Below are 13,307 nucleotides of genomic sequence, written 5' to 3' on the forward strand. Positions count from 1 at the left end.
GCGAAGTCCGGGATCTTACGTTTTTATGGCTACAGATAAAACATACCTTTTCAATCTGAGTTTGGGTTATGAGTTTTAAATGATGAGTTATTAGTTAAGAGGTACAGAATTGGGAAGGAGATCAAGTTTTTAAACGCAAAGCTTCAGCTTGTTAATGTTCAGTTTTGAGGAAGGCAAAGGTCGTGACCGTGTCACTGATGAAGCTACCGTTATAAAACATCCGCTTAATCGAATCGATCAAAGATCGATTCCGTCTTTGCAACCTTTAAACTATGCATAATTACTGTAAACCTTTGCGTTAAAAAAAGGCTTATCTCATGTCCAAGTTTTGAAATTGAAAGATTGTATACATGTAAAAGGCAGTTCCTCGCTTGAACTAGGAAACCCCGCATCCCGAAACGTTATGAGGTGCTCAGATGTATACTTTGAGCATCCTGAAATCATTAGAAAAACAAATGTCTTATCCCGGATTCAGGCCTTTTTAATGAAATATGAATAATTTCATACCTTGTTGTTTTTATTTAGAAAGAATAAAAATTAACTTTGGAAGTTTATAAAATTTGAGAAGAAAGAATGAAAAAGCAGTATGCATTCATAGGTCTGTTAGCTTCGGGAATAGTATTTTCCCAGACAGCGAATGATTCTATAGCCTCTAAAGGTATTGATGATGTAGTGATCGTGGCATCCAGAAAACCTACAAAGATTTCGGATATCCCGGGAACGGTTTGGGTGGTTCAGAAAGAAAAAATTCAGGAACAGGCGAAAAGTGGAGTTCCCATCAAAGAGATGCTTGCCATCCTGATCCCGAGTATGGACATTGGTCCTCAGGGAAGAACCAACTACGGACAAAACATGAGAGGCCGTTCTGCACTAGTTATGATAGACGGTGTTTCACTGAACAGCATCCGTGCTATCAGCCGTCAGCTGGACGCTATTGATCCGTTTAATATCGAAAGGATTGAAGTGCTTTCCGGAGCCAGCTCTATTTATGGAGGCAATGCGACAGGCGGTATCATTAATATCATAACAAAAACACCTCCTAAAAATGGGATCAGCGGAGAAACGGAATTGGGAGCAAGAACCGGATTCATGGGTAAAGATGACCACGATTTCCGTGCAGCACAGGCTATTGCAGTAAAAGGGGATCAGTTTTTCGGAAGACTAGGGGTTGCTTACCAGCAGAATGGCGGTGTTTATGGGGCTGATGAAAACCAGGTTTTAACCGATATTACTCAAACCGATCTCCAGTACAACCAATCTATTGATATATTGGCTACAGGAGGTTATAAATTTAATAATAAACATAAAATCACGGCATCCCTTCAGTATTACAATTCTAAGTTTAATGGAGACAGGAGTCTTTATTTAGGCCAGAATTTAAGTGCCTTTACGACAAAGAATGCCAACCTTTTGGAAATGCGTGACGGTTTTTCATCCGATAAAAATATAGGAACGGAGCGTTTCATGGGAACGGTTGCTTATAACGGCAACAATATTTTAGGAGGTCAGGATCTGTATGTGCAGTTTGCAGCGAGAGGGGAGAAGTTAGGATTTTATCCTTTTCCCGGAAATGTAACTTTACAGAGTGGAAGTAAGGCTTATATGTCTTCTTCGCAGCAGGATACCTATTATTCCGGTGTAAAAGCATTATTGTCGAAATCATGGAAAAGCCTGAATGTGACGTATGGAGTAGATATTGATCTTGAAAAATTCGAAGGAACCCAGTCGGTCTATGATATCTCAAAAACGATGTTAAGCGGAGGTTTGGTCAATGAGACTCAATACAGCCTGGGAAGATATCCTACCAACCATTCTCAGAGTTATGCAGGATATGTTCAGGCTAAATATGACATCTTACCTAAACTTCAGATCAATGGAGGAATCCGTTATCAGAATATGAATGTAAAGGTAGATGATTTTGTAGGTTCAGTGCAGCAAACGCAGGTTGCCATGGGATACGGAGCTTCGGCTTCTGCTATTCCGGGTGGAGAAAGTTCATATAATGTAACATTGGCGAATGCCGGTTTACTTTATAAATTCAATGAACAGCATCAGGCCTGGGGAATTTTTTCTCAGGGTGTGAGTCTGGCAGATCCCTCGAAATATTACGGAATTGGTATTTATAAGCTGAACGGTGCAAACTGGGATGTGACCTCAAGTATCAATGTAAAAGAACAACCGTTACAAGCTATCAAAACCAATCAGTTTGAAGTGGGATACCGTATCAACAAAGGTGGATTGAGAGGACAGATCGCAGGTTTCTTAAGTAATTCGGATAAAACAGTTACGGTTGACAGAAAAACCTTCCAGATTCTTGTGAATGATCTTAAGCTGAGAAATATGGGGATAGAAGCTGAGGTTTCTTACTCCATGAACAACGGGGTTTACTTCGGAGCCAGCGGACTTTTGATTAAATCTGAGGTTGAGAATAATGATGAATGGAAAAAGCAGGAAATTTACAATGCTTCCCCTTCAAAATTGGTCACTTACATCGGATATAATGTTAAAAGCTGGTCATTCAGGTTCCAGTCTTTACAGAATTTCAAGCTGACGGACGATCTTAAAAATGAAATCGATGGTTATAATACTTCAGATGTAATGGTAGGATACCGTTTCGACTGGGGTAAATTCAATCTGGGAATCCAGAATATTTTCAACACCGATTATCAGACCATCTGGAGCAAGCGTTCCCAGGTTTTATATTCTACTTACGGACTTCCTGAACTGTTCAGTTATAAAGGAAGAGGAAGAACATTTAATCTGTCTTATACCTTTGATTTTTAAAAATTTAAATCGAGCCGTTTAGCCTTGATTTAAATGTATCATATAATGACAGATCCGGCTTCTCATCATCAACGGAAGCCGGATTTTAACCTTAAAAATTCAGTTATGGCTAAAATTCAAACAGGCCGCATCGTTGCGGAAATGACGAGAAAAGAGTATATCACTGATCATTATATCAGAGTCTATCTGTATTCTCCGGAAGCTCATTTGTTTAAAAATACCACCATCGGTGACAATAATAAAATTGCTGTACCTCCGGTAGGTCTGGATGAAATTCATTTTCCGACACTGGATGAAAACCGCCAATGGGTGTATCCTCCAAAAGAAGTGGCTCCTGCCATAAGAACCTACACCCACAGAGGAATTGATCTTGAGAAAAATGAACTGATCATTGATTTTGTAGACCACGGCGATGGCGGTCCTGCATCAAAATGGGCCCGTGAATCTAAAGTCGGATCCAAACTGGGCATTATGATGAGAACGGAAGCAAAAGAAATGTATCCTGATGTTGAATGGTACCTGTTTATAGGCGATGCTACTGCCATTCCTGTTCTGAGCGCGATGCTGGAAACCCTGCCGGAAACAGCAAAAGGAGTCTGCATCATCGAAGTTCACGGAAAAGAAGATGAGCAAATCCTTGAAACTAAAGCTGATATTGAATTTAAATGGCTTCATAACGCCACTCCACACATCAGCAGTGAAATGGCGGATACCGTAAAAAAAATCACCCTTCCGGAAACTACAAAATTCGGCTATGTGGCAGCAGAATTTTCAAGCGTTAAAGAAATCCGTACCTATCTCAGAAAAGAAAAAAACTGGACTGCACAAGAACTTAATGCTTATTCTTACTGGAAAGCAGGTGTAGCGGAAAATGAGTCGGAGAAGGATAGACATAAGGAGAAGGATTCGATGGGATAGGTAGGTTTTAGGTGGCAGATTTTAGTTAGCAGGTTGCAGGGAATAGGCCGTAGTTTAAACTCTGGTTGTTTATTTGGATAGATGTCAATGGTGAATTTTGCTTCGCAAGTGAATGGTGAATGGTAGATTCAAGAGCCAAGATGCAAGACATCAGACGCTGAATTCACTAACTTAAGTACTACAAGCTAGCAACTAGCAACAAGCAACCGAAAAACCAGCAACTAAAAACACTCTCACCCGAAACCCTTGACCCTTCACCCGAAAACCCCTATCTTTGCACTTTTAAAGACGACAATGAAAGATTTAATGGGTAAGGCAGTCTGGGATTATTTTCACAACGAAAATCCTGAAGATCTGCAGACAGAAACTTCAATATCGGAACTGGATGAACTTCCGGTAGATTATCTTTTCAGAGATTTTGAAGAGATGAACGGTATTGAGCAGAAAGCACTTGAGCTTGCTCAGGGAAAAGTCCTGGACATTGGTGCCGGTGCGGGTTCCCACGCTTTGTATCTTCAGAATGAAAGAGATCTTGATGTCTTGGCGCTGGATATTTCACCAAAATCTATTGAAGTCTGCCAATTGAGAGGAATCAAAAAAGCGGTATGTAAAAACATGGTGGATTTTTCAGGAGAAACTTTTGATACCGTTCTGCTTCTGATGAATGGAACCGGAATTTTTGAAAGCCTGGAAAAAATTGATACCTATCTTCAGAAATTGCACAATTTAGTAAGTGATAACGGACAGATCCTGATTGACAGTACGGATATCCTGTATATGTTTGATCGTGATGAAGATGGCGGCGTTTATATTCCGGCAGGTGGTTATTATGGTGAACTGGATTATATTGTTCATTATAAAGGAGAATCTGAAAACCCAATCAAATGGCTTTATCTTGATTATACAACCCTGAAAAATGCGGCTGAAAATAACGGCTTTACCATAGAAAAAGTAATGCAGCATGAAGATTCTTACCTGGCAAAACTGACTAAAAAGTGACTTGAAAATAAATTTTGATTGGTATAGATTATCACGATCATTACAAGTGAAATCAGAATCGGAAAAATATAGGAAGCTGCTCTGTAGGGCAGCTTTTTGGGTATATGGGATGCCCATAGCAAAAGCAGAAAGAGCATTCCTATTGCGGCTGCAAAAACTTCGGGACTTTTTCTAAAGGAAGAAATGTTTTGAGAATTTATTTTGTGCATGAAAGCGACCAGGAAATACTGAACAGGCAGATAAATAAATCCAAAAATAAAAGTGAAAACCGCAGCAGTGTATTTCTTTAATTTAATAAAATTGATTCCCAGCAGTATAGCTCCCGGAACGGTTCCCACAATAAAACTGATGATTAAAATGATATCCCGTGGAAATAGTTTTATCGCATGCGGATCTTCAGAAACATTATCTTTCCACATTTCCTGTTCTTCCTGAAGCTTCAACTCTTGCTGATCTTTTTTGTCCTGAATGAGTTGCTGGATCTGTGCTTTTTCCTGTTCACTGAAAGTGCGTCCTCTTGCCTGAAGGATGTCAAAAGCCATTTGAACAGCTTCCGGAATAAAGCGGTTTCCTTCTTTTAAATAATTGTCCAGTTCGGGAGAGGATAATTTTTCCAGAACACTCTTTTTAACCATAGTTTATAAAATAAAATGGGCATAAAAAATGCCCATTCTGTATAATTGTTAGTTTGAAATTATCCGATCTCAATACCGTTTTCTACATTGCTGTCATCAGGTGTTACAAAAGATAATTTTCCGTCTGGTTTTGTTGTTAGTAAGAACATTCCCTGAGACTCAATTCCTCTGATTTTTCTAGGAGCCAGGTTCAGTAAGATCATCACCTGCTTTCCGATCAGCTCTTCCGGGGTGAAGCTTTCTGCAACACCAGAAACCACAGTTCTGATATCAACGCCTGTATCTACTTTAAACTTTAATAATTTATCCGCTTTTTCTACTTTTTCAGCTTCTAAAATGGTTGCTGTTCTAAGGTCTATTTTAGCAAAATCATCAAAAGAAATTTCTTCTTTCATAGGGTTGGCGTTAGGGTTTGTTTTTTTATTATTTTGTTTGGTCTGCTCCAGCTTTTCAATTTGAGCTTCGATGACACTGTCTTCAATTTTTGAGAAAAGAAGAGAAGCTTCATTGATTTTGTGACCTGTTTCTATTAAAACAGATTGGGTTTCAACATCGCTCCAGTTCACCTGTTCAGCATTGAACATTGTTAATAATTTTTCAGAGCTGAAAGGCATAAACGGTTCACATAACTGAGCTAAAGCAACAGCCAGCTGAGCGCCCACAAATAGAGATTGTGCTGCTTTTTCAGGACTGTCCTTAATCGTTTTCCAAGGTTCTTCAGCCTGAAGATACTGGTTTCCGAAACGGGCAAGATTCATTAATGCGGTTAATGCATTTCTGAATTCATAATTTTCTAAGAATCCTGAGATTTCTTTAGCCGCTTTATTGATTTCTTCCAGTTCAGGACTATTGATGTCTCCCTGAGGAACAACACCATCATAATATTTATGAATAAGAACGGCTACTCTATTGATAAAGTTTCCGAAAATTCCTACCAACTCAGAATTATTTTTAGTCTGGAAGTCTTTCCATGTAAAATTATTATCCTTTGTTTCAGGAGCTGATGAAAGAAGGGCATATCTTAATACATCCTGCTGTCCCGGGAATTCTTCTACATATTCATGCGCCCAAACTGCCCAGTTTCTGGACGTTGAGATCTTGTCGTTCTCAAGGTTTAAGAATTCAAACGCAGGAACATTTTTCGGCATGATATAATCACCGTGAGCCTTCATCATTGTAGGGAAAATAATACAGTGGAATACAATATTATCTTTTCCGATGAAATGAACCAGATCACTGCTTTCGCTCTGCCAGTAATCTTTCCAGTCTTTTCCGTTTTTCTTCGCCCATTCCTGAGTGAAAGAAATATATCCGATAGGCGCATCAAACCAAACATAAAGCACTTTCCCCTCCGCATTCGGAAGTGGAACAGGAACGCCCCAGTTTAGGTCTCTGGTCATAGCACGTGGCTTTAAACCATCGTTTAACCATGACTTAACCTGTCCGTAAACATTCGGTTTCCAGTCGTCTTTATGCCCTTCAATGATCCATTCGTTTAGGAAGTCTTCATATTCATTTAAAGGAAGATACCAGTTTTTGGTGTCTTTTAGAATCGGAACATTTCCGCTTAACATCGATTTCGGATTGATCAGTTCTGAAGGAGATAGGGTAGAACCACACTTTTCGCACTGGTCTCCGTAAGCATTTTCATTGCCACAGTTCGGGCAGGTTCCTACAATATATCGGTCTGCCAGGAATTCTCCGGCCTGTTCGTCAAAATACTGCTCAGAAACCTCTTCCGTGAATTTCCCTTTTTCGTAAAGAACTTTAAAGAAATCCTGGCTGGTTTCGTAATGCTTTTTAGAAGTCGTTCTGGAATACTCATCAAATGAAATTCCCAGATCCGAAAAAGATTTTTTGATGATCTCGTGGTATTTATCTACGATATCCTGAGGGGGCACCCCTTCTTTTTTTGCTCTGATGGTAATAGGAATTCCGTGCTCATCCGACCCGCAGATAAACGCTACATCTTTTCCTAATCTCCTCTGAAATCTTGCGTAGACATCCGCAGGAATATATACACCTGCCAAATGTCCTATATGAACCGGTCCGTTTGCATAAGGCAAAGCTGCCGTAATCATCTTTCTGTTTGACATTTTATAGTAAAGTTTTAACGGCAAAGATAAGGAATATCTCACTAAAACCGCCTAAACTTCCCCTATAATAAGTTTTTTAGTCTTCGGAAAGTGTTTAAGATTAAATTTAGTTAAACAAACGTTTAACGTAATGTTAATATTTTACAAGTATTATGCGAAGCATATGTTAATGTAATTTAGTGAAAAACAGATATTTAATTTTAAATAGTCAAACAATTTACATAAAATTATCTAAATTTTCAATAATATTATGGTAATTCTATTTTTTTTATAAATTGCAAAACTGTTAACACAGCTTTTTAAAACGAAACTAAAAAAACGATATTGTGAAAAATTTTACAACGGTATTAAAAATTGCACCGGCCTTTTTACTGGCCAGTTCAGTAATACATGCGCAGACCCAAGACAGTCTCACTAAGGAGAAAAAGATCGAGGAAGTAGTATTGATCGGGTATGGAAAGCAGAAAAAATCTGACCTTACAGGTTCCATTACTTCGGTGAGTGCAAAAGATTTTAACGGAGGAGCAGTTTCTGCAGGACAACTGATTCAGGGCAAAACACCCGGGGTACAGATCACCAACAACAGTGGTGCTCCCGGGTCAGGAACCAAGATCAGAATCAGAGGAACTTCTTCTTTGAGTGGTGAAAACTCCCCATTGATTGTTATTGACGGTGTTCCACAGGATTTTGTTGGAATGAATGGTGTTTCTGATCCTTTATCATTAATCAATCCCAATGATATTGAAACCTTTGACATCCTGAAAGATGCGTCTGCTACCGCCATTTATGGTAACAGGGCTTCCAATGGGGTTATTTTGATCACCACCAAAAAAGGAACGTCAGGAAAATTCAAGCTTAATTTTTCTACCGTGACTTCTGTTTCCACCAAAATGGGCAATGTAGATGTACTGACTGCACAGGAATTCAGAGATTTCGTGAATACCTACGCACCGGCCAGCTACAAAACTAAACTCGGAAACGCAGATACCAACTGGCAGGATCAGATTTACCAGGCAGCCTGGGGAACAGATAATAATGTGGCTTTTTCAGGAGGGATTAAAGGTTTGCCTTACCGTTTGTCAATAGGCTATAACGAGCAGAATGGTATTGTAAAATCAAATTCGTTCCGAAGAACTTCAGTCGGTTTAAACTTAAGCCCTAAATTCTTTGACAATCATTTATCTGTAAATGTGAATGCAAAAGGAACCTTTACAGATAACCGTTTTGTAGACGGCGGAGTAATCAAAGCGGCTACCTATTTTGACCCAACACAGCCTGTATATTCAGGAAACTCCAAATACGGAGGTTATTATGAGTGGCTGGATTCCGGATCTGCAACGGGATATAACGTGAATGCTAATTCAAACCCATTGGGAATGATTGAAGGGGTAAGAGATGTATCATCAGTGATCAGAGGATTGGGAAATATCCAGCTAGATTATAAATTTCACTTTCTTCCGGACCTGCATTTTAACGTAAATGCCGGATATGATTATACTAAAAGTGAAGGGCATAAATTTAAGGATGGTAATTTAAGACAGGGGTATGCTGATAAGGGGAGCTCCAATTTTTATTCTATGGAAAAGAATAATAAGCTCTTGGAAACCTACTTTAATTATGTTAAGAATATAAGTGCCATCAATACCGGCGTGGATATTACAGCAGGATATGCCTATCAGGATTTCCGGTTGAACATTCCGGGAGCCGTTACCTATAGAGGAACCGGAATCAATGCACAGGACCTGGATTTCCAAACTCAAAATACATTGGTATCCTTTTATGGGAGAGCCATTTTTACGGTAGCCAATAAATATATTATTTCAGGATCTGTACGTAGAGACGGTTCTTCCAGATTCTTTAACGGAACAACGGATAATGTATGGGGTGTCTTTCCAGGGGTTTCTTTAGCCTGGAAGCTTAACGAGGAAAGTTTCATCAAAAATATTTCTGCCATCAGTACACTGAAACTGAGAGCGGGATGGGGGAAAACAGGTCAGCAGGAGCTTCCTGCACTGGGAGTTAATGGGAATAAACCCAATAATTATCCGGCCTTTGCTTCATATAATCCGAGTTATCCCGGAGCAGGGTATCAGTTTGGAAATGAATTCTATTTCATGTTCAGACCTACCAACTATAACCCAAACCTTACCTGGGAAACGACGACAACAAAGAACATCGGTTTAGATTACGGTTTTGCTAAAAACAGAATTACCGGATCTATCGACCTTTTCAGAAAAGATACCAAAGATTTATTGGTGTATGCTGACGAACCGGCAGGAGGCTTAAGCAATGCCAGCTGGCAGAATGTGGGGGATATGAAGAATCAGGGAATCGAAGGTAGCATTACTGTAATTCCTGTTAAAAACGAAAAAACAACCTGGGAAGTAAGCTTTAATGCAACCCATTACAAGCCCGTAATCACCAAGCTGAAAGACAGAGCTGATGAATATTTCAATATGGAAGTAGGAGGTATTGAAGGAGGATCTGGAAACAGAATCCAGGCTCATGCGGTAGGCTATGCTCCCAACGCATTCTGGGTATATCAGCAGGTGTACGATACGGGTGGAAAACCTGTAGACGGAGCGTATGTTGACAGAAACGGAGACGGGGTAATCAATACGAAAGATATGTATTATTACAAATCTACCACTCCGGATGCTATTTTAGGATTCTCAACGAAAGTTTCCCATAAAAACTGGGACTTTGCCCTGAGCGCAAGAGCTGTATTAGGAAACTATGTGTATAACAATATGGCATCCAACAGTTCTTTACAGTCTGCCTCTACCAACGAATACCTTCAGAATGTATTCTCCACTGCTCCGGAATATAAGTTTTCTGTACCTCAATATAAATCAGATATTTATGTTGAGAATGCGTCGTTCTTAAGATTGGATAATATTAATGTTGGCTATAATTTCGGGGAAATTTTCTCTAAAGGAAGCAACCTGAAAATATATGGTATGGCTCAGAACGTTTTCGTGATTACGAAATATACAGGAGTAGATCCTGAAGTTTTTGGCGGAATAGACAACGGATACTATCAGATGCCTAGAATCTATTCTTTAGGCTTTAACTTTCAATTTTAAATAATAATTGCGATGAAACTAAATACAATCAAACTTAAAAATATAGTACTGCCTCTTTCTGCCGCATTTCTACTGACAGCAGCGTCTTGCGTTAACGATCTGGAAAGAGAACCGATTACGGATGTTACGGCAAAGGTCATCTACAAGGATTTTTCTAACTATAAAAATATTCTGGCAAAACTGTATGGAGGTCTTGCTATGGGAGGACAGATCAGTGGTGATGGTGATCAGCCGGATAGTGATATTAATGGAATCAATGGAGGTTTTTCACAATACACAAGATTACTGTACAATCTGAATGTACTGACTACTGACGAAGCTGTAATCGGCTGGAATGACGGAAACCTGCACACGCTTCATAAAATGACCTGGGATTCTTCCAACGAATTTATTGCAGCAATGTACTACAGAGTGTATACGGAAATTGCTTTCTGTAATGAGTTTTTGAGAAATGTGACTGATGCAAAATTAGCAGAAAATAATATTACCGGTGACAATCTTGCTCAGGCTAAACTGATGAGAACAGAAGCCCGTTTTCTGAGAGCGCAGTCTTATTATCATGCCATCGATATGTTTGGAAATGTCCCTTTTGTGGACGAAACTTATGTACCAGGATCTTTAACGCCTCCACAGAGAATCGAAAGAAAAGCATTATTTAACTTTATTGAGTCCGAACTGCTGGCAGTAGCCGGTGAACTGAAAGACCCTAAAACCAATGAGTACGGAAGAGCAGATAAAGCTGCGGCCTGGTCATTGCTGGCAAAGTTATATCTGAATGCGGAAGTATATACAGGAACACAGAGAAACACAGACTGTATCACGTACTGTAACAAAGTAATTGCAGCAGGCTATTCTCTAAAACCAAAGTATGACGAGTTATTCCTTGCGGATAACAACATCAGTAATCCTGAGCAGATTCTAAGTGTCAATTTTGACGGAATCAATACCCAGACCAATGGTGGAACCACTTATCTTGTTCATGCATCAATAGGTGGCGATATGAAGGCTTCTGAATTTGGTGTCAATGGCGGATGGGCTGGTTTAAGAACCACAAAGGCATTCGTAGGCCTGTTTCCTGCTGATGGAAGTGATAAAAGAGGAAGATTCTTTACTTCAGGGCAGAATCTGGAAATTAATAACCTGGGTGTCTTTACCGATGGATATGCATTTATCAAATATAAAAATATTAAAAGTAGCGGAACTCCCGGTGCCCATGATAACTGGGTAGAAGCCGATATTCCTTTGTATCGTCTGGCGGATATTTACCTGATGTATGCGGAAGCTGTTCTTAGAGGTGGTACCGGAGGAAGTGCTGCTACTGCAGTTACTTACGTTAATCAACTGAGAGAGCGTGCTTACGGGAATACCAACGGAAACGTAACTTCTATCAACCTGAACTTCATTTTAGATGAAAGAGCAAGAGAACTGTCATGGGAAACAACCAGAAGATCAGATCTTATCCGTTACAACAGATATACGACAGCAGATTATTTATGGCCGTGGAAAGGAAATGTTAAAGAAGGTAAAGCAGTAGAAAGCTTCAGAAACCTTTTCCCTATTCCGAACAGAGATATTGTGGCGAATCCTAACCTGATCCAAAATCCTGGTTACTAACCTTTAAATACCGTTAAAAATGAAAAATCTATTCAAAATATTAGCTGCGGTTTTCATCGGGATACTTATGGTTTCCTGCGAGAAGGATGAAGATAAGGCAGTGCTTGAGGTAAAGAAAAATCCTACCTTAACAGCAGATGCCAGCACATTGGTTATGCTTAAGGTCAATGAAAACGATAAAGCCGTAAAATTTACCTGGACCAATCCGGAATTTAATCTTGCTGTAGTAAATAATAATGCTCTGGAAGTAGCAAAAGCAGGAACAGGCTTTAAAGATGCTAAAAGTACAGATATAACTGCTGCAGACTTATCTGCAACTTATACTGTAAAAGATTTTAATAAAATTATTATCGATGCAGGATTTCTTCCTGAAATCGCAGAGAATATTGAAATTAGAATGAAGGCTTCCGTAGGAAACGCGGTATCTTATTCCAATGTGATTTCAATGAAGGTTACGCCATACCTTACGACTTATCCTTCTTTTTACCTTGTAGGAGAAGCATCTGTTGTAGGTTGGAATGCGGGAACTGCCCAGTTATTGTATAAAAACGAGAATATTTCTACCATATACACTTATCTGGAAGGTGCTAAAACATTCAGATTCCTGGGACAGAAAGACTGGAATCCGCTTAATTACAGTTTAGACTTTGCCGGAATGAATGCCGCAAACAAATATTTTAAAAACTGGTCTTCCAACTTATCGGCGGCACCGGCGGAAAATATTAAGTTTAACGGAACTACCGGAATGTATAAAATTGTTATTGATGCAGAAGCTGCACAAAAATCAATCACAGTAACTCCATCTCCGATCGCTGTCTGGAATCCTGCCAACCTGTATATTGTAGGAACTGTGAATTCATGGAGCGCTCCGACAGCTATTGCTATGACCAACCTGGGTAATGGTCAGTTTGAGCATACCATTGCTCTTCCTGCAGGGTCTCAGTTTAAATTCCTGGGTCAGCAGAGCTGGGGAGAACTTGACTGGGGAAATCTTTTAGGAGACGGCAATACAGGTTATCTGGCTCCGAAAGGAAGTAATGGAAATATTACATTTAACGGAAACGGAGGAAATTATAAAATTTCTGTAGATCTGAAATTAGGGATTTACAAAATCAACCCGTTATAATAATTAAGATGAATTATATAGTAAAGTGTTGCTTTACCGCAGCACTTTA

The 13,307-nt window shown here is 39.4% G+C and carries 8 protein-coding genes; 6 read left to right on the top strand and 2 right to left on the bottom strand.

The features are described from left to right. Positions 1-573 precede the first annotated feature (573 nt). The 3 genes from BUA72_RS11450 to BUA72_RS11460 all read left to right on the top strand — a co-directional run bounded on the left by BUA72_RS11450 (position 574) and on the right by BUA72_RS11460 (position 4,701). Positions 574-2,784 carry a TonB-dependent receptor gene (locus BUA72_RS11450; RefSeq protein WP_072922997.1) on the top strand — a complete coding sequence of 737 codons (2,211 nt, stop codon included), beginning with the start codon at positions 574-576 and terminating at the stop codon, positions 2,782-2,784. 105 nt (positions 2,785-2,889) lie between these two features. After that, positions 2,890-3,702 (top strand): siderophore-interacting protein, encoded by an 813-nt coding sequence (locus BUA72_RS11455; RefSeq protein WP_072923176.1) that lies wholly within the window; start codon positions 2,890-2,892, stop codon positions 3,700-3,702. Between the two features lie 294 nt (positions 3,703-3,996). Further along, positions 3,997-4,701, top strand: a complete 705-nt coding sequence (locus BUA72_RS11460) for a class I SAM-dependent methyltransferase (protein WP_072922998.1) — start codon at positions 3,997-3,999, stop codon at positions 4,699-4,701. Here the strand turns inward: BUA72_RS11460 and BUA72_RS11465 are convergent. After that, positions 4,674-5,336, bottom strand: coding sequence for a hypothetical protein (locus tag BUA72_RS11465; protein WP_072922999.1), 663 nt, complete (start codon positions 5,334-5,336; stop codon positions 4,674-4,676). The genes BUA72_RS11460 and BUA72_RS11465 overlap by 28 nt on opposite strands. A 59-nt stretch (positions 5,337-5,395) precedes the next feature. After that, positions 5,396-7,432: a methionine--tRNA ligase gene (metG, locus tag BUA72_RS11470; RefSeq protein WP_072923000.1), complete on the bottom strand. Its 2,037-nt coding sequence runs from the start codon at positions 7,430-7,432 to the stop codon at positions 5,396-5,398. A gap of 326 nt (positions 7,433-7,758) precedes the next feature. Between metG and BUA72_RS11475 the strand changes: the two genes are divergently transcribed. The 3 genes from BUA72_RS11475 to BUA72_RS11485 are packed head-to-tail and all read left to right on the top strand — an operon-like array spanning position 7,759 to position 13,258. Continuing rightward, positions 7,759-10,518: a SusC/RagA family TonB-linked outer membrane protein gene (locus tag BUA72_RS11475; protein WP_047448174.1), complete on the top strand. Its 2,760-nt coding sequence runs from the start codon at positions 7,759-7,761 to the stop codon at positions 10,516-10,518. A 12-nt stretch (positions 10,519-10,530) separates the two neighbouring features. Continuing rightward, positions 10,531-12,132 (top strand): RagB/SusD family nutrient uptake outer membrane protein, encoded by a 1,602-nt coding sequence (locus BUA72_RS11480; RefSeq protein WP_083544188.1) that lies wholly within the window; start codon positions 10,531-10,533, stop codon positions 12,130-12,132. Between the two features lie 19 nt (positions 12,133-12,151). Then, positions 12,152-13,258, top strand: a complete 1,107-nt coding sequence (locus BUA72_RS11485; protein WP_072923001.1) for a SusE domain-containing protein — start codon at positions 12,152-12,154, stop codon at positions 13,256-13,258. The last annotated feature ends 49 nt before the right edge of the window (positions 13,259-13,307 follow it).

The sequence above is a fragment of the Chryseobacterium sp. OV279 genome (assembly GCF_900128945.1).
In the GTDB taxonomy this organism is placed as follows: domain Bacteria; phylum Bacteroidota; class Bacteroidia; order Flavobacteriales; family Weeksellaceae; genus Chryseobacterium.